Genomic DNA, 18459 nt, shown 5'->3' on the forward strand with positions numbered 1-18459 from the left:
GTCTGTAGGAGCGAGGCTTGCCCGCGAAGCGATCTGACAACCACCGCAATCAGAGTTTCCAGGCCCCAGCCTCGGCAAAGAATGCCCGTGCGTTGTCTTCCAGGCTTTCCAGGTGATAGCCGCCTTCCTGCACGATCAAACACGGCAGGCCGAGGCTGCGGATGCGTTCGCCGAGACGGGCGAAACCGGCGCGGGTCACCGCGACTTTGCTTTGTGGGTCGAGTTCGTAGATGTCAAAGCCCAGGGACAGCACCAGCACTTGCGCGTCGAAGGTCTTTACCGCCGCCAGGGCGGTTTCCAGTTGGGCGAGGAAATCGGCTTCGCTGGCGCCGTGGGCCATGGGCAGGTTGAGGTTGTAGCCCAGCCCCGCGCCGCTGCCGCGCTCGTCGGCGAAGCCGGCGACGCCCGGGTAGAAGTTGGTCGGGTCGCCGTGCACCGAGACGTACAGCACGTCGTCGCGCTCGTAGAAGATTTCCTGGATGCCCTGGCCATGGTGCATGTCGGTGTCCAGCACCGCGACCCGGGCGAACTTCTCGCGCAGCACCTGGGCGGCGATCGCCGCGTTGTTCAGGTAGCAGAAGCCGCCGGCGGCTTCGGCCCGGGCGTGGTGGCCCGGCGGGCGGCACAGGGCGTAGGCTGCCGGTTCGCCGTCGAGCAAGGCCCGGGCGCCGGCAATCGCGCTTTGCGCCGACCAGTAGGCCGAACGCCAGGTCAGCTCGCCCACCGGGCAGCTGCCATCGGCCAGGTAACGTGCGGCCTGGGCCAGGATGCCGCGCAGGGCGTTGGGTTCGCGGACGAAGATGTTCGACATCACCTCCTCGCCCCAGTCTTCGGGAATTTCCTTCCAGCGCTGGTGGGCTTCCTTGAGGAATTGCAGATAGGCCGCGCCGTGCACCGCCAGCAGCGGCTCCAGGCCGGCATCCTCCGGTTGCTGCACGTCAAAGCCCAGGGAATGCGCGGCCTGCACCAGGCGCTGGGCGCGCTCGGGCACTTCCTGGGGCGTGCGCATCTGGCCGCGGGAGTAATAGCTGCGCGGGTGGTGCAGCAGCTGTTCGGGGTGGAAAAAACTGCGCATGACCTTCTCCTTATGCAACCTGGCCGGCGCGGGCCAGCACGGCGTTGAGCAATACGTCGGTGCCCTGGCGCACGTCCTCGGGCAAGACGTCTTCGGCTTCGTTGTGGCTCAGGCCGCCGACGCAAGGGATGAAGACCATGGCCGTCGGGCAGAACCGCGCCAGGTGAATCGCGTCGTGGCCGGCGCCGCTGACGATCGATTGTTGAGCGTAGCCCAGGCCGTCCACCGCCTGCTGCACCGCCGCCACGCAGTCGGCATCGAAGGGCGTGGCCGGGCTGATCCAGTGCGGGCTGATGGTCACCTTCAGCTGGCGTCGCTCGGCGATGGCGCCAAGCCGCGCGCGGACCTCCTGCTCCATGGCGGCGATGGCGCTGTCGCGGTGGTGCCGCAAATCGACGGTGAATTGCAACAGGCCGGGAATGGTGTTGCGCGAGGACTTGGCGATGCTCAGCTCGCCGACGGTGGTCAGGCCCTCGGGGGCGAAATCCGTGGCCAGGGTTTCGATCGCCAGGATCATCTGCGCGGCGCCGTAGAGCGCGTCCTTGCGCAGCGGCATCGGCGTGGTGCCGGCGTGGGCGGCCATGCCTTCGACCTGCACGTCGAGCCAGCGGATCGCCTGGCCGCCGCTGACCACGCCGATGCTCTTGGCGTTATCTTCGAGGATCGGCCCCTGCTCGATATGCGCCTCGAAATAGGCATCCACCGCCCCGCCCAGCGGCCGTGTGCCGGCGTAGCCGGTGGCGTGTAGCGCCTCGGCGACGCTGATGCCGCCGGCGTCGCGCACCGCCAAGGCGGTCTCCAGGTCCATGATCCCGGTGAACACCGCCGAGCCGAACATGGCCGGGGTGAAACGCGCGCCCTCCTCGTTGGTCCACACCGCCACTTCCAGCGGCTTGCGGGTCTGGATCTGCAGATCGTTGAGGCGGCGCACCACCTCCAGGCCGGCGAGCACGCCGTACACGCCATCGAAGCGCCCGCCTTCGGGCTGGGTGTCGAGGTGGCTGCCCATCATCACCGGGGCGGCATCGGGATCGCTGCCCGGACGGCGGGCAAACAGGTTGCCAATGGGGTCGACGCTCAGGCTCATGCCGGCCTCCAGGCACCAGCGGGCGAACAGTTCGCGCCCGGCCTTGTCGTCTTCGCTCAGGGCCAGGCGGCAGCTGCCGCCACGGGCGGTCGCGCCGATTTCGGCCATGGCCATCAGGCTCGCCCACAGGCGTTCGCCGTTGATCTTCAACATGCTTCGGTTCTCCGGATGCGATAAAAACTCAAGCCATTTCCAGGCGGTGGGCGGCGGCATGCCGGCGCGCCAGGGCCAGCACGCAGAGCAGCGAGATGGTCGCGATCAGGCTGTAGAACAGCGCCATCGGCCACCACTGGCCGGCGAACTGGTGGGCCAGCCAGGTGCCGATCAGCGGCGTCAGGCCACCGGCCACGGCGCCGCAGACCTGATAGGCCAGGGAGATCGCGGTGTAGCGCACGCGGGTCTCGAACATGCCGCTGACGTAGCCAGCGATCACCGCATAGAAGGACGCCATGCACACCACCGCCAGGGCGATGCCGAGAATGATCAGCGGCGCCTGGCCGCTGCTCACCAGCACGAACATCGGGTACGGCGACGCCATGGCCAGCAACGACGCCAGGCACAGGAAACGCGTGGCGCCGAGCTTCTCGGCGGTCCAGGCCGCCAGCGGCTGGATGCAGAACTGGATGATTGCCACCACGAACAGGCATTCCAGGATCAGCGAACGCGGCAACCCCAGTTGCTGGGTGCTGTAGGCAATCATGAAGGTGTTGGTGAAATACACCCCGGCGATGCCCAGGGTATTGGCGCCGATGCACAGCAGCAGCGGGCGCCAGGCGCTTTGCAGCACTTCCATCACCGGCGCCTGCTCCTTGCGCTGGGCCTTGTGCGCCTGCTCGCGGCTGGCGAGGAATTCCGGCGACTCATTGACCCCCAGGCGAATCGCCAGGCCCACCACCAGCAACAGTGCGCTGGCGAGGAACGGCAGGCGCCAGCCCCAGCTCATCAGGTCTTCTTCGGGCAGGCGGGTGACTGTGCTGAAAGCCAGCAGCGACAGGATCAACCCGGCCGGGCTGCCCAGTTGGGCGAAAGAGGCGAAGAAGTTACGCCGGCCCTTGGGCGCATGCTCGCCGGCCATCAACACCGCCCCGCCCCACTCGCCACCGACGGCAATGCCCTGGACGATGCGCAGCAGGATCAGCAGCACCGGCGCCGTCGCGCCGATCTGTGCATAAGTCGGCAGCAGGCCGATGCACACCGTGACCACGCCCATCATCAGCAGGGTGATCACCAGGGACTTCTTGCGCCCGATGCGATCGCCGATATGGCCGAACACGATGCCGCCCAGTGGCCGGGCGAAGAAGCCCACGGCGAAGGTGCCGAAGGCCGCCATGGTGCTGAACAGTTTGTCGTCGGAGGGGAAGAACAAGGCGCCGAACACCAGCGCCGCAGCGGTGGCGTAGATGTAGAAGTCGTACCACTCGATCATGGTGCCGATAAAGGCGGCCGCCGCCGCACGGCGCGGCTGGGGCGAAGCGGAAGGCTTCATGGATCGTGCTCCTTTGATTATTTTTCTGGCAGGAGAGAACGGGAACGCAGAGGCACTCTGGCGGCGCCTGTCTGGGAGGGATTTATCGTCGCGGGCCTATAATTAGTCAATTTTCTATTTATTATTCTGATTATTACCTCTGCTTATTATCAGCCCTACCCTTCGACCCAGAGCCCTGCACCATGTCCAACCGCCTACCCGACCGCCTGCTCAACGACCGCCTGGACTGGAACCTGCTGCGCACCTTTCGGGTGATCGGCCAGGAGCTGAGCATCAGCCGCGCGGCCGCCCGCCTGCACCTGACCCAGCCGGCGGTGAGCCAGGCCCTCAAGCGCCTGGAGGAACAATTGGGCCGCCAGTTGATTGCCCGGCGCGGGCCACGTTTTGCCTTGACCGAAATCGGCGAGCAGATCTTCCACCTGGCCGGCGAGATCTACGGGCAGATGTCCCAGGTCAGCGGCGTGTTGGAGCAGCCGGCCGACGAGGTGATCGGCAAGGTGCGCCTGCTGATGATCAGCCGGATCTTTTCCGAGCGTTTCGATGACTTCCTCGCCGACTTCCATCGCCAGCATCCGCGGGTCGACCTGGAGATCGAGGTGATGCGCAGCTCGGACATCGTCAGCGCCCTGCAGGAAAAAACCGCGACCCTCGGCCTGAGCCTCAACCGCCGGCCCCAGCCGCGCCTGGAACAGCGGTTGTTCCTGCGCCAGCGCTATGCGTTTTTCTGCGGCAAGCACCATGCCCTGTTCGGCCAGCAGAAGGTGGCCGAAGGCGATTTGCAGCGGGAGAATTTTGTCAGTTTCACCAGCGACCAGATCGGCGGCATGCTCTCGCCGCTGACCATCTTTCGCGACCAGCAGGGTTTCAGCGGGCGCATCGTCGCCTCGTCGCCAAGCCTGGAGGAAGTGCGGCGCCTGGTGATCGCCGGCTACGGCATCGGCTGCCTGCCCGAGCATGTGGTAGCAGCCGATGTCGAGGCCGGGCTGCTGTGGCGCCTGCCGCCCCACGACGGCATCGCCGACGTCGACATCCATCTGCTGTGGAACCGTGAACAGCGCATGAGCCGCGCCGAGACGGTCTTTATCGAAACCTTGCAGGCCTGCCTGGGCGCTCAGTAACCCTGGGCTCTGTCCACTTCGTTCAACAGCGGCTCGCCGGCTTGCAGGCGCCGCAGGTTGTCCGCCACCTGCTCGGCAATGCAATCGTGGGAGGCCGCCGAGGCCATGTGCGGAGTGAGGGTGACCCCGGGCGTGGTCCACAGCGGATCATCGGCCGGCAGCGGTTCCTGCTCGAACACGTCGAGCAAGGCGCCGCGCAGTTGGCCGCTGGCCAGGGCCTGGCGCAAGTCGTCGAGGTTGAGGTGGCCACCCCGCCCGACATTGACCAGCGCCGCACCGCGGGCCAGCCGGGCAAAGCTGTCTCGCCCGAGAATGCCGCGGGTCTCGGCAGTCAGCGGCAACAGGTTGATCAGCAGCTCCACTGCATCGAGAAAGGGCTCCAGTTGCCCCGGCCCGACGAAGGTCTGCACCCCCGCCAGGCTCTTGGCACTGCGAGCCCAGCCACGCACGTCGTAGCCGGCGGCGGCCAGGTCGAGGGCAATGGCGCTACCCAGGGAACCCAGGCCCATGACCCCGACCTTGAACTGCCGCGCCGGCCGTTGCAGCGGTCGCTCCCAGTGCCGTTCGCGCTGCTGCTCCAGCACCCGGTCGAAGCCGCGGTGATAGTGGATCACCGCCCAGCGCAGGTACTCGGTCATGCCCTGGCGGTGCCCCGGGTCCACCACCCGGCAGATCGGCAGGTCCGGGCACGAAGGGTCGTGTTCCAGATGGTCGATACCGGCCGCCACCGAGTGAATCACTTGCAGGTTGGGCAAACGCCCCAGACTGCCGGCGGGTGGAAACCAGCAGGCGGCCATGGGTGCCTCGGCGGCACGCGGGTCGTCGGCCAGTACCGCCTGCACCTGTGGCACGCAGCGGGCGAAGGCGGCCTGCAGTTGCTTGAGCAACAGGCTGTCGCGGGACAGCAGCACCACGATGCTCATGACAGATAGGACTCGCGCTGGGACTCGATCAGGGTCAGGGCGGCTTCCCAGGCCAGTTCGATGATGTTGTCGGCGTCGTCGCGTTCGAACTGTTCGGCGGTGTGGGCACAGACTTCCGGCGACGGGTAGTTCAGCTCGCAACCGCCGGCCAGCGCCTGGACCTGGGCCTGGCAGGCGCGCTCGAGGAAATGGATCTCCTGGAAGGCATGGGCGACGCTAGCACCGCCCACCAACAGGCCGTGGTTGCGCAGGATCATCGCCTTGTGCGGGCCGAGGTCGGCGATCAGGCGCTCGCGCTCGTCGAGGGACAGGGCGATGCCTTCATAGGTGTGGTACGCCAGCTTGCCGTAGAACTTCAGCGCATGCTGGCTGATGGGCAACAGCCCCTGCTTCTGCGCGGCCACCGCCATGCCGGCGGCGGTGTGGGTGTGGATCACGCAGTTGAGGTCCGGGCGCGCCATGTGGATCGCCGAGTGAATGACGAAGCCGGCGGCGTTGACCCGATGCCCGGCGTAGTGCGGATCGACGATGCGCCCTTGCTGGTCGATGCGCACCAGGTCGCTGGCACGCATACGGTCGAAAATCACCCCGTAGCGGTTGATCAAAAAGTGATGCTCGGGCCCTGGAATGCGCAGGGTGATGTGGGTGTCGATCAGGTCGGTCATGCGAAAGTGCGCGACCAGTCGATACAGGGCCGCCAGCTCGCAGCGGGCCTGCCATTCAATCGGGCTCATGTGTTCAGGTTTGCTCACGAATACACCTCTTTGGCAGCGTGGTGGACGGTAGGGTTGGCGCGCAGCCGGGCCAGGCCGCAGACGCCGATCAATGACAGGGCAGAGAGCAGGCTGAAGAACGCCGCCAGCGGCAGCCACTGCCCCGAGAATTTGCTGGCCAGCAAGGTGCCGATCAGCGGCGTGCTGCCACCGGCGACCGCGCAGGCCAGTTGGTAGGCGATGGAGATCCCCGAGTAGCGCAGGTGCACCGGGAAGGCCTGGGTCATGTAGCCGGCGATCACCGCGTACAGCGCCGAGAGAATCACCACCGCCAGGGCGATGCCGAGGGTCATCAGCACAATGTTCTGGGTGCCGACCAACAGGAACATCGGGTACGGCGTGGCCATGCACAGCAGCGCCACCCACTTGAGGAAGCGCCCCTCGCCGATACGCTCGGCCAGCAACGCGGAGAGCGGCTGCGACAGCAGTTGGATGATCGTCACCAGGAACAGGCAATCGAGAATGGTCGCCCGGGAAATGCCCTGGTACTGGGTGACGTAGGTGATCATGAAGGTGTTGGTGAAGAAGAAGCCGGCCGAACCGATGGTCACCGCGGCGGCGGCGAACAGGATCTGCTTCCAGCAGCTGCGCAGCACTTCCATCACCGGGTACTGGGCGGTCTCATTGTTGGCCCGGGCCTTGGCGAACTCTGGCGACTCGTGCACGCCGGAGCGGATCATCAGGCCGAACATCATCAGCACGCCGCTGGCGAGGAATGGCAGGCGCCACCCCCAGTCGAGGAAGTCCTGCTGGTCGAGGCTGGTCACCAGGCGGAAGGCGATCAACGCCAGCAGCAGGCCGGCCGGGCTGCCGAGCTGGGCAAAGGAAGCGTAGAAAGTCTTGCGCCTGGCCGGAGCATGTTCGCTGGCCATCAGCACCGCCCCGCCCCACTCGCCGCCCACGGAAATGCCCTGGATGATGCGCAGCACGATCAGGCCGATGGGCGCCCAGATACCGACGCTGGCATAGCTGGGCAACAGGCCGATGCCGGTGGTGGCCAGGCCCATCAGCGCCATGGTCACCAGCAGCATTTTCTTGCGCCCGAGGCGATCGCCCAGATGGCCGAACACCATGCCGGCCATGGGCCGGGCGATGAAGCCCACGGCGAAGCTGCCGAAGGCCGCCAGGGTGCTCATCACCGGGTCGCTGCTGGGAAAGAACACCTGACCGAGGACCAGGGCCGCAGCCGTGGCGTAGATGTAGAAGTCGTAGAACTCGATGGTCGTGCCGATAAAGGCCGCCGCCGCGGCTCTGCGCGGTTGAGGGGTGGTGTGCATGCAAGGACCCTGTGTAATTGTAGTTTTGGGCAGGTGCGGAAGGCTTGGATCACGGCGCTCTGCGGCGCTTGTGGGCTTTATCGCTGGCGTGCCAGGATTAGTCAATTTTCAAATCCTTATCCTTGCTATTAGCACAGCTACTAGATGGAGCCGCCATGCCTACACCACTCTCCACGTCCAACCCCTGGGTCGGCCGGCGTTTCCTCAACGATCGCCTGGACTGGAACCTGCTGCGCACCTACCTGGTGATCGGCCAGGAAGGCAGCATGAGCCGCGCCGCCGCGCGCCTGCACATCACCCAGTCGGCGGTCAGCCAGGCCCTCAAGCGCCTGGAGGAACAGCTCGATTGCGTGTTGATCGCCCGCAGCGGACGGCGCTTCGAGCTGACGGAAACCGGGGAGGAAGTGCTGCGCATCGCCACCGATATCTATGGCGATATTTCGCGCCTGGGCACCGTGGTGGAGAGCCGCAACGACGACGTGGTGGGCAAGATCCGCATCCTCACCGTCAGCGGCGTGCAGGCGCCGCACTACGATGAGTTCCTCGCCGATTTCCATGAGGCCCACCCGAAAATCGAGCTGGAAGTCGAGGTGATGGGCAGCTCGGACATCATCAGTTCGCTGCTGCAAAAGACCGCGACCCTGGGGGTCGGGTTATGCCGTCTGCCGCAGCCCAGGCTGGAGCAGCGGGTGCTGTTTCGCGAGCGGTATGCCTACTTCTGCGGCCAGCGTCACCGGCTGTTCGGCCAGCAGAATCTGAGCCTGCAACAACTGGCCAACGAGAACTTCGTCAGCTTCACCAGCGACCAGTTGGGGGGCAACCTGTCACCGCTGACGCTGTTTCGCGACCAGCAGGGCTTTACCGGCAAGATCGTCGCCTCCTCCACCAGTTTCGAAGAGATTTATCGCCTGGTCTGCGCAGGGTTCGGTATCGGCTGTCTGCCGATCCACCTGGTCAAACGGAATGTCGAGCAAGGGCTGCTCTGGCGTTTGCCGCCGGACGAGGGCGTGGTGGATTTCGATATCCAGCTGCTGTGGCACCGGGAACAGAAGATGAGCCAGGCCGAAACCCTGTTCCTGGACAGCATCCAGCACATGCTCAGTATTCGTGAGCAGGTGCCGGACAGCCTGATGTTCAAATGACTCAGGCGTGGGGAACGTCCGGCCCCTTGCCGGGGCTGGCGTATTGCGGCTTCAGGTGGCCTTGCTGGTCGAGCAGCCAGGCATCCATGACCTGACGCACCACCGGCCCCGCGACCCGGCCACCGGCCTCGCCGTTCTCGATCATCACCGCCACCACGATCTGCGGGTGCTCGGCCGGGGCGAAACCGACGAACAGGGCATTGTCGCGATGACGCTCGTGGGTCTTGAGCCGGTTGTAACGCTCGCCCTGCTTGATCGCCACCACCTGCGCCGTACCGCTCTTGCCGGCGATGCGGTATTGCGCGCCGGCCGCTGCGTCGCGCGCGGTGCCGCGGGGCGCGTGCATCACCATCTGCATGCCATGGCTGACCAGGTCCCAGTCGACCGGGTCCTTGAGCTGGATATTCGGCATCGGGTGTTCGTCCACCGGCGCCACGCCATCGACGGTCTTGGCCAGATGAGGGCGATTCCACACACCCTTGTTGGCGATCAGCGCCGTCGCCTGGGCCAGCTGCAATGGAGTGACCTGCATGTAGCCTTGGCCGATGCCGAGAATCACCGTCTCGCCGGGGAACCACGGCTGGCGCCGGGTGGCGCGCTTCCAGGCCTGGGACGGCATCAGCCCCGATGCTTCCTCGAACATGTCCAGGGAGACTTTCTCGCCCAGGCCGAACATCGCCAGGTAATCGTGCAGGCGGTCGATACCGAGCTTGTGCGCCAGGTCGTAGAAGTAGGTGTCGTTGGAGCGCATGATCGCCGCGTCCAGGTCCACCCAGCCGTCGCCGCTGTGGTTCCAGTTGCGGTATTTGTGGTCGACGTCCGGCAGTTGGTAGTAACCCGGATCGAACACCCGGGTCGAGGCGTTGACCACCCCGGAATCCAGCCCGGCGATCGCCACTTCCGGCTTGATGGTCGACCCCGGCGCATACAGGCCGCGCAGCACGCGGTTGAACAGCGGCCGGTCGATGGAGTCGCGTAACGCGCTGTACTCCTTGAAGCTGATGCCGGTGACGAACAGGTTCGGGTCGAAGCTCGGCTTGCTGACCATGGCCAGCACTTCGCCGGTCTGCGGATCGAGGGCCACCACCGATCCGCGACGGTCGCCCAGGGCCGCCTCGGCCGCCTCTTGCAACTTCACGTCGAGGCTGAGCACGATGTTTTTTCCAGGGATCGGATCGGTGTGCTTGAGCACCCGCATGACCCGGCCCTGGGCGTTGGTTTCCACCTCTTCATAGCCGACATGGCCATGCAGCTCGGACTCGTAGAAGCGCTCGATCCCGGTCTTGCCGATCGACTGGGTGCCGCGGTATTCCACCGAGTCCAGGACCTTGGCTTCCTTCTCGTTGATGCGCCCGACATAGCCGATGGAATGGGCGAAGTGCGCGCCCATCGGATAGTGCCGCACGAACTGCGCCTCGACCTCCAGCCCCGGCAGGCGGTACTCGTTGACCGCCAGCACGGCGATCTGCTCTTCGGTCAGTTCATAGAACAGGGTGACCGGCACGAATGGGTGGCGTGACTGCTTCAGCGCCTTGTCGAACAGGACTCGGTCTTCGGCGGGCAGGTGCAGCAGGCTGACCACCTGGTCCAGCTCGCCTTTGAGGTCGGTGGTGCGCTCACGGGTAATGGTCAGGTTGAAACTGGGACGGTTGTCGGCCAGCAGCACGCCGTTGCGGTCGTAGATCAGGCCGCGGGTCGGGGTGATGGGCAGCACGTGCACACGATTGTTTTCGGAGATGGTCGAGTGATAGTCGAACTCGACCACCTGCAGGAAATACAGGCGCCCGATCAGGGTGCAGGTGATGGCGACCACCAACAGGGCACAGGCCAACAGTCTTTTGTTGACCAGCTGCGTCTCTTTTTCGTGGTCCTTGATCGGTATCGGTTCAGGCATTGCTACAGCTTCTCGTGGAATAGTGAACGCTGGTCCGTGCGGGTGAATGTCGGTCCCTTGAAAAACGAGCTGCACCATACCAAAAACCGCCCTGGCGCTTTCATGAAGAATTCGGCCGATTCGTGATGCCCGCTCAAGATTGTTGTTCCGATTCATGCATTTTTCCGTGAGCCGGGCCTGGGGATACTGCTGCCCTGTAATCCCTATGACCGTCTTGCCACGGGCGAGACGCTGGAGCCTTTCATGCACCCTCGTTTTCAACGCCTGCTTGGCAGGAACAACTTTTCCATCGGCCTGGAACTGCCCCTGGACAACGACTGGTCCAGCGATGGCCAACGCCTGCGCCAGATCGCAGGTCGCCCCTTCGGCGTGCCGGACCTCAAGCAACATGCAACCCTCGCCCGTTTGGCGGACCAGGCCGGCTTTCGTGCGCTGTGGGTACGTGATGTGCCGGTGTACGACCCGAATTTCGGCGATGCCGCTCAGGTCTTCGAAACCTTTTCCTATCTCGGCTACCTGGCCGGTATCACGCACAACATCATGCTCGGGACCGCCGCGGTGGTCCTGCCGCTGCGTCAGCCGTGGCTGACCCTCAAGGCGGCCAACAGCATCGACGAGTTGAGCGATGGTCGCTTGCTGCTGGGGGTCGCCAGTGGTGACCGGCCGATGGAGTATCCGCTGTTCGGCGTCGATTACGCCCAGCGTGGGGAGCTCTTTCGCGATGCGGTCGAGCTGCTGCACAGCCAGGGGCAGGATCGCTTGCCCGAGGGCGCGCATCTGCTGCCACAGCGTCCTGAAGCCGCACCGCTGCTGGTGGCCGGACTGAGCCAGCAATCACCGGCCTGGATCGGTGCACACATGGACGGCTGGCTGGCCTATCCGGGCACCTCGGAGGAGCACCGCCGACGCGTCGCGCTCTGGCGTGAGGTCGGTGGCGACAAACCCTACATCAGCTTCGTCCACCTGGACCTCGCCGCTGACCCGCACGCCCCCATGCAGCGCCTGCGCTTTGGCGGCCGCTGTGGGCGCCTGGCATTGATCGACGAGTTGCAGGCCCTGCGAGAAGCGGGCGTGCAGCATGTCGGCCTGCATCTGCGGCGCAGCGAACGTCCGGTGGCCGAGGCCATCGAGGAAATTGCCGAATTCGTACTGCCGAGGTTTCACCATGCCAACTGAATACAACGCCTGGGGCTGGACCGCAGGGGCCGGCCTGGAAGGCCTTCAACTGATCCGCAAGGTATTGCCGCAACCGGGGCCCAAGGAAGTGTTGATCGCCAATACCGCGATCGCCCTCAACCCGGTGGACTGGAAGATCATCGAGTGGGGGCATGCCGATTGGCATAGCGGCCGGGTGCCTGGTGTCGATGGCGTCGGGGTGGTGGTGGCCGCGGGAGCCGCAGTGACGCTGAAGGTCGGTACGCGGGTGGCTTATCACCAGTCGCTGAGCCGTGATGGCAGCTTCGCCGAGTATTGCCTGCTCGATGCCGATGCGGCGCTGCCGGTTCCTGAGTCACTGGATGACGCGGTTGCCGCCAGCCTGCCCTGCCCCGGCCTGACCGCCTTGCAGGCGCTGGATAAAGTCCCCGTTGTAGGTGCACGTGATGTGCTGGTGGTGGGGGCTGGCGGGGCAGTGGGTTCGCTGCTGGTTCAGTTGGCGGCGCAACGCGGTCTGCGGGTGTGGGCGACAGCGTCCGCCAAGCACCATGCGCGGTTGCTGGCGCAGGGCGCGGCCGGGGTCTTCGACTATCAGGCAGCCACTTGGCAAACCGAGCTGCAATCACGGTTGGGGGAACGTCGCCTGCATGCGCTGTTCGATACCGTCAGCGGCGCTCACGCGCGCGGCCTGGCAGCGCTGCTGGGCTACAACGGGCACCTGGTGTGCATTCAGGATCGTCAGGAGACGACGCCATTGCCGGCGTTCAGCACCGCGATCTCACTCCATGAGGTGGCCCTCAACAGCATTCACGCTTACGGCAGCCGGGTCGACTGGCAACAGCTACGTCAGTACGCCGAACAACTGATGAGCCAAACCGTATCAGGACTGCTGCAACCTGCACCGCTGATTGAATTCGACTTCAACCAACTGCCGGAGAAACTGCGGGCATTGAAGAGTGGCGAGCAGCATGGCAAGTGGGTAACCCGGCTAACGCACAACAGCCTGGGACGTTAACGCCGGTCAAGGGTGCCTTCGGCTTGAGACAGTCTTGAGTCGAAGCACGCTGCTCTCTGGTGACTGGAAAGGTTTTTCTGCGCAAAAAAACAAAACCCCAATTGCTTTCGCAATTGGGGTTTCGGAATTTAATCTTGACGATGACCTACTCTCACATGGGGAAACCCCACACTACCATCGGCGATGCATCGTTTCACTTCTGAGTTCGGGATGGGATCAGGTGGTTCCAATGCTCTATGGTCGTCAAGAAATTCGGTGTGCCGACTCGTCTTTCGACGCTTCAGCAAATTGGGTATGTAATAGCTTTGTGGTGCTTTTGTGAGTAGTGCAAACTTTCGGTTCGTTTCGTCTTCACACACCGCAACTCGCTCTTAAGCAAATTGCTTGGGTGTTATATGGTCAAGCCTCACGGGCAATTAGTATTGGTTAGCTCAACGCCTCACAGCGCTTACACACCCAACCTATCAACGTCGTAGTCTTCGACGGCCCTTCAGGGAACTCAAGGTTCCAGTGAGATCTCATCTTGAGGCAAGTTTCCCGCTTAGATGCTTTCAGCGGTTATCTTTTCCGAACATAGCTACCCGGCAATGCCACTGGCGTGACAACCGGAACACCAGAGGTTCGTCCACTCCGGTCCTCTCGTACTAGGAGCAGCCCCTCTCAAATCTCAAACGTCCACGGCAGATAGGGACCGAACTGTCTCACGACGTTCTAAACCCAGCTCGCGTACCACTTTAAATGGCGAACAGCCATACCCTTGGGACCGGCTTCAGCCCCAGGATGTGATGAGCCGACATCGAGGTGCCAAACACCGCCGTCGATATGAACTCTTGGGCGGTATCAGCCTGTTATCCCCGGAGTACCTTTTATCCGTTGAGCGATGGCCCTTCCATACAGAACCACCGGATCACTAAGACCTACTTTCGTACCTGCTCGACGTGTCTGTCTCGCAGTCAAGCGCGCTTTTGCCTTTATACTCTACGACCGATTTCCGACCGGTCTGAGCGCACCTTCGTACTCCTCCGTTACTCTTTAGGAGGAGACCGCCCCAGTCAAACTACCCACCATACACTGTCCTCGATCCGGATAACGGACCTGAGTTAGAACCTCAAAGTTGCCAGGGTGGTATTTCAAGGATGGCTCCACGCGAACTGGCGTCCACGCTTCAAAGCCTCCCACCTATCCTACACAAGCAAATTCAAAGTCCAGTGCAAAGCTATAGTAAAGGTTCACGGGGTCTTTCCGTCTAGCCGCGGATACACTGCATCTTCACAGCGATTTCAATTTCACTGAGTCTCGGGTGGAGACAGCGCCGCCATCGTTACGCCATTCGTGCAGGTCGGAACTTACCCGACAAGGAATTTCGCTACCTTAGGACCGTTATAGTTACGGCCGCCGTTTACCGGGGCTTCGATCAAGAGCTTCGCGTTAGCTAACCCCATCAATTAACCTTCCGGCACCGGGCAGGCGTCACACCCTATACGTCCACTTTCGTGTTTGCAGAGTGCTGTGTTTTTAATAAACAGTCGCAGCGGCCTGGTATCTTCGACCGGCATGGGCTTACGGAGCAAGTCCTTCACCCTCACCGGCGCACCTTCTCCCGAAGTTACGGTGCCATTTTGCCTAGTTCCTTCACCCGAGTTCTCTCAAGCGCCTTGGTATTCTCTACCCAACCACCTGTGTCGGTTTGGGGTACGGTTCCTAGTTATCTGAAGCTTAGAAGCTTTTCTTGGAAGCATGGCATCAACCACTTCGTCACCTGAAAGGTAACTCGTCATCAGCTCTCGGCCTTAGAACCCCGGATTTACCTAAGATTCCAGCCTACCACCTTAAACTTGGACAACCAACGCCAAGCTGGCCTAGCCTTCTCCGTCCCTCCATCGCAATAACTAGAAGTACAGGAATATTAACCTGTTTTCCATCGACTACGCTTTTCAGCCTCGCCTTAGGGACCGACTAACCCTGCGTCGATTAACGTTGCGCAGGAAACCTTGGTCTTTCGGCGTGGGTGTTTTTCACACCCATTGTCGTTACTCATGTCAGCATTCGCACTTCTGATACCTCCAGCAAGCTTCTCAACTCACCTTCACAGGCTTACAGAACGCTCCTCTACCGCATCACTTACGTGATACCCGTAGCTTCGGTGTATGGTTTGAGCCCCGTTACATCTTCCGCGCAGGCCGACTCGACTAGTGAGCTATTACGCTTTCTTTAAAGGGTGGCTGCTTCTAAGCCAACCTCCTAGCTGTCTAAGCCTTCCCACATCGTTTCCCACTTAACCATAACTTTGGGACCTTAGCTGACGGTCTGGGTTGTTTCCCTTTTCACGACGGACGTTAGCACCCGCCGTGTGTCTCCCATGCTCGGCACTTGTAGGTATTCGGAGTTTGCATCGGTTTGGTAAGTCGGGATGACCCCCTAGCCGAAACAGTGCTCTACCCCCTACAGTGATACATGAGGCGCTACCTAAATAGCTTTCGAGGAGAACCAGCTATCTCCGAGCTTGATTAGCCTTTCACTCCGATCCACAGGTCATCCGCTAACTTTTCAACGGTAGTCGGTTCGGTCCTCCAGTCAGTGTTACCTAACCTTCAACCTGCCCATGGATAGATCGCCCGGTTTCGGGTCTATACCCAGCGACTAAACGCCCTATTAAGACTCGCTTTCGCTACGCCTCCCCTATTCGGTTAAGCTCGCCACTGAATATAAGTCGCTGACCCATTATACAAAAGGTACGCAGTCACAGAACAAAGTCTGCTCCCACTGCTTGTACGCATACGGTTTCAGGATCTATTTCACTCCCCTCTCCGGGGTTCTTTTCGCCTTTCCCTCACGGTACTAGTTCACTATCGGTCAGTCAGTAGTATTTAGCCTTGGAGGATGGTCCCCCCATATTCAGACAAAGTTTCTCGTGCTCCGTCCTACTCGATTTCATGACTAAGAGACTTTCGCGTACAGGGCTATCACCCACTATGGCCGCACTTTCCAGAGCGTTCCGCTAATCTCAAAGCCACTTAAGGGCTAGTCCCCGTTCGCTCGCCACTACTAAGGGAATCTCGGTTGATTTCTTTTCCTCAGGGTACTTAGATGTTTCAGTTCCCCTGGTTCGCCTCTTGCACCTATGTATTCAGTACAAGATAACCATCTTATGATGGCTGGGTTCCCCCATTCAGACATCTCCGGATCAAAGTCTGTTTGCCGACTCCCCGAAGCTTTTCGCAGGCTACCACGTCTTTCATCGCCTCTGACTGCCAAGGCATCCACCGTATGCGCTTCTTCACTTGACCATATAACCCCAAGCAATCTGGTTATACTGTGAAGACGACATTCGCCGAAAATTCGCGATTAAACTCACAAATTTTACCTTAGCCTGAATAAACACCAGTGAAAGTGCTATCCAGTCTATCTTTCTATCACATACCCAAATTTTTAAAGAACGATTCTGATAAAGATCAGAAATCAACATTCATCGCCAATCAGCGGAATGCTCATTTCTAAGCTTTAAACGATGGACACCAATCTGTAATGGTGGAGCCAAGCGGGATCGAACCGCTGACCTCCTGCGTGCAAGGCAGGCGCTCTCCCAGCTGAGCTATGGCCCCGTATCGCTACAGGGTGCACCAGTAATTGGTGGGTCTGGGCAGATTCGAACTGCCGACCTCACCCTTATCAGGGGTGCGCTCTAACCAACTGAGCTACAGACCCAATCGTCTTCTTCAATGAATCAAGCAATTCGTGTGGGAGCTTATGAAGCAGCTGATGTCGTCGATTAAGGAGGTGATCCAGCCGCAGGTTCCCCTACGGCTACCTTGTTACGACTTCACCCCAGTCATGAATCACACCGTGGTAACCGTCCTCCCGAAGGTTAGACTAGCTACTTCTGGTGCAACCCACTCCCATGGTGTGACGGGCGGTGTGTACAAGGCCCGGGAACGTATTCACCGCGACATTCTGATTCGCGATTACTAGCGATTCCGACTTCACGCAGTCGAGTTGCAGACTGCGATCCGGACTACGATCGGTTTTATGGGATTAGCTCCACCTCGCGGCTTGGCAACCCTCTGTACCGACCATTGTAGCACGTGTGTAGCCCAGGCCGTAAGGGCCATGATGACTTGACGTCATCCCCACCTTCCTCCGGTTTGTCACCGGCAGTCTCCTTAGAGTGCCCACCATTACGTGCTGGTAACTAAGGACAAGGGTTGCGCTCGTTACGGGACTTAACCCAACATCTCACGACACGAGCTGACGACAGCCATGCAGCACCTGTCTCAATGTTCCCGAAGGCACCAATCCATCTCTGGAAAGTTCATTGGATGTCAAGGCCTGGTAAGGTTCTTCGCGTTGCTTCGAATTAAACCACATGCTCCACCGCTTGTGCGGGCCCCCGTCAATTCATTTGAGTTTTAACCTTGCGGCCGTACTCCCCAGGCGGTCAACTTAATGCGTTAGCTGCGCCACTAAGAGCTCAAGGCTCCCAACGGCTAGTTGACATCGTTTACGGCGTGGACTACCAGGGTATCTAATCCTGTTTGCTCCCCACGCTTTCGCACCTCAGTGTCAGTATCAGTCCAGGTGGTCGCCTTCGCCACTGGTGTTCCTTCCTATATCTACGCATTTCACCGCTACACAGGAAATTCCACCACCCTCTACCATACTCTAGCTCGCCAGTTTTGGATGCAGTTCCCAGGTTGAGCCCGGGGATTTCACATCCAACTTAACGAACCACCTACGCGCGCTTTACGCCCAGTAATTCCGATTAACGCTTGCACCCTCTGTATTACCGCGGCTGCTGGCACAGAGTTAGCCGGTGCTTATTCTGTCGGTAACGTCAAAATACTCACGTATTAGGTAAGTACCCTTCCTCCCAACTTAAAGTGCTTTACAATCCGAAGACCTTCTTCACACACGCGGCATGGCTGGATCAGGCTTTCGCCCATTGTCCAATATTCCCCACTGCTGCCTCCCGTAGGAGTCTGGACCGTGTCTCAGTTCCAGTGTGACTGATCATCCTCTCAGACCAGTTACGGATCGTCGCCTTGGTGAGCCATTACCTCACCAACTAGCTAATCCGACCTAGGCTCATCTGATAGCGCAAGGCCCGAAGGTCCCCTGCTTTCTCCCGTAGGACGTATGCGGTATTAGCGTCCGTTTCCGAACGTTATCCCCCACTACCAGGCAGATTCCTAGGCATTACTCACCCGTCCGCCGCTCTCAAGAGAAGCAAGCTTCTCTCTACCGCTCGACTTGCATGTGTTAGGCCTGCCGCCAGCGTTCAATCTGAGCCATGATCAAACTCTTCAGTTCAAACATCTTTGGGTTTTGAGAAAACCCTAAACTTGGCTCAGCAATCGTTGGTTACATCTTTGATTTCTCGCGGAGTAACTTGTGATGCTGATAATCTTTCTGACTATCAGTCTGACTCCACAAGCACCCACACGAATTGCTTGATTCAGTTGTTAAAGAGCGGTTGGTTAAGTCTTTCGTCTCAACCGAGGCGCGCATTCTACAGCA

The 18459-nt window shown here is 61.1% G+C and carries 11 protein-coding genes, 2 tRNA genes and 3 rRNA genes; 4 read left to right on the forward strand and 12 right to left on the reverse strand.

Annotation, left to right across the window (positions count from 1 at the left end):
• Positions 1 to 49: 49 nt before the first annotated feature.
• The 3 genes from PVZ78_RS13715 to PVZ78_RS13725 are packed head-to-tail and all read right to left on the reverse strand — an operon-like array spanning position 50 to position 3648.
• A complete protein-coding gene (locus PVZ78_RS13715; RefSeq protein ID WP_101282997.1) occupies positions 50 to 1075 on the reverse strand; it encodes a histone deacetylase family protein in 1026 nt (341 codons plus the stop codon).
• Positions 1076 to 1085: 10 nt separating this feature from the next.
• On the reverse strand, positions 1086 to 2315 hold the full coding sequence (locus PVZ78_RS13720; protein ID WP_273828822.1) for a Zn-dependent hydrolase: 1230 nt from the start codon (positions 2313 to 2315) through the stop codon (positions 1086 to 1088).
• Positions 2316 to 2343: 28 nt separating this feature from the next.
• Positions 2344 to 3648, reverse strand: a complete 1305-nt coding sequence (locus PVZ78_RS13725) for an MFS transporter (RefSeq protein WP_151264373.1) — start codon at positions 3646 to 3648, stop codon at positions 2344 to 2346.
• Positions 3649 to 3830: 182 nt separating this feature from the next.
• On the opposite strand from PVZ78_RS13725, the gene PVZ78_RS13730 reads away from it, so the two are divergent.
• A complete protein-coding gene (locus PVZ78_RS13730) occupies positions 3831 to 4766 on the forward strand; it encodes a LysR family transcriptional regulator (RefSeq protein WP_273828823.1) in 936 nt (311 codons plus the stop codon).
• Here PVZ78_RS13730 and PVZ78_RS13735 read toward each other — a convergent pair.
• The 3 genes from PVZ78_RS13735 to PVZ78_RS13745 are packed head-to-tail and all read right to left on the reverse strand — an operon-like array spanning position 4760 to position 7739.
• The gene (locus PVZ78_RS13735; protein ID WP_273828824.1) at positions 4760 to 5689 is read right to left on the reverse strand and encodes a 2-hydroxyacid dehydrogenase; all 930 of its coding nucleotides are present in this window, start codon (positions 5687 to 5689) and stop codon (positions 4760 to 4762) included. The genes PVZ78_RS13730 and PVZ78_RS13735 overlap by 7 nt on opposite strands.
• Entirely contained in the window at positions 5686 to 6441 is a 756-nt protein-coding gene (locus tag PVZ78_RS13740; RefSeq protein WP_009050034.1) for a class II aldolase/adducin family protein, read from the reverse strand. The genes PVZ78_RS13735 and PVZ78_RS13740 overlap by 4 nt, the downstream gene beginning before the upstream one ends.
• On the reverse strand, positions 6438 to 7739 hold the full coding sequence (locus tag PVZ78_RS13745; protein WP_124314177.1) for an MFS transporter: 1302 nt from the start codon (positions 7737 to 7739) through the stop codon (positions 6438 to 6440). The genes PVZ78_RS13740 and PVZ78_RS13745 overlap by 4 nt, the downstream gene beginning before the upstream one ends.
• Positions 7740 to 7894: 155 nt before the next feature.
• Between PVZ78_RS13745 and PVZ78_RS13750 the strand changes: the two genes are divergently transcribed.
• Positions 7895 to 8881 carry a LysR family transcriptional regulator gene (locus PVZ78_RS13750; RefSeq protein ID WP_009050036.1) on the forward strand — a complete coding sequence of 329 codons (987 nt, stop codon included), beginning with the start codon at positions 7895 to 7897 and terminating at the stop codon, positions 8879 to 8881.
• Between the two features lies 1 nt (position 8882).
• Here PVZ78_RS13750 and mrdA read toward each other — a convergent pair whose 3' ends face one another.
• A complete protein-coding gene (gene mrdA / locus PVZ78_RS13755; RefSeq protein ID WP_041989614.1) occupies positions 8883 to 10775 on the reverse strand; it encodes a penicillin-binding protein 2 in 1893 nt (630 codons plus the stop codon).
• A 243-nt stretch (positions 10776 to 11018) separates the two neighbouring features.
• Between mrdA and PVZ78_RS13760 the strand changes: the two genes are divergently transcribed.
• Together PVZ78_RS13760 and PVZ78_RS13765 are read left to right on the forward strand one after the other, a co-directional pair.
• On the forward strand, positions 11019 to 11951 hold the full coding sequence (locus tag PVZ78_RS13760; RefSeq protein WP_257373126.1) for a TIGR03571 family LLM class oxidoreductase: 933 nt from the start codon (positions 11019 to 11021) through the stop codon (positions 11949 to 11951).
• Complete coding sequence (locus tag PVZ78_RS13765; protein ID WP_273828825.1) at positions 11941 to 12945, forward strand: zinc-binding dehydrogenase; 1005 nt, start codon at positions 11941 to 11943, stop codon at positions 12943 to 12945. Before PVZ78_RS13760 ends, PVZ78_RS13765 begins: the two co-directional genes overlap by 11 nt.
• A 132-nt stretch (positions 12946 to 13077) precedes the next feature.
• Here the strand turns inward: PVZ78_RS13765 and rrf are convergent.
• From rrf to PVZ78_RS13790, 5 genes are all read right to left on the reverse strand, one after another.
• Positions 13078 to 13193 (reverse strand): 5S ribosomal RNA (rrf, locus tag PVZ78_RS13770).
• Positions 13194 to 13340: 147 nt separating this feature from the next.
• Positions 13341 to 16232: ribosomal RNA gene (locus tag PVZ78_RS13775) — 23S ribosomal RNA — on the reverse strand.
• Between the two features lie 239 nt (positions 16233 to 16471).
• Positions 16472 to 16547 (reverse strand) — tRNA-Ala (locus tag PVZ78_RS13780).
• A gap of 26 nt (positions 16548 to 16573) precedes the next feature.
• Positions 16574 to 16650 (reverse strand) — tRNA-Ile (locus PVZ78_RS13785).
• A gap of 65 nt (positions 16651 to 16715) precedes the next feature.
• Positions 16716 to 18252 (reverse strand): 16S ribosomal RNA (locus PVZ78_RS13790).
• Together the 16S, 23S and 5S rRNA genes with 2 tRNA genes alongside form the textbook arrangement of a ribosomal RNA operon.
• Positions 18253 to 18459: the final 207 nt, after the last annotated feature.

Origin of the sequence: Pseudomonas sp. SBT1-2, from assembly GCF_028640875.1 — a bacterium.
Classification (GTDB): Bacteria; Pseudomonadota; Gammaproteobacteria; order Pseudomonadales; family Pseudomonadaceae; genus Aquipseudomonas; species Aquipseudomonas chlororaphis_I.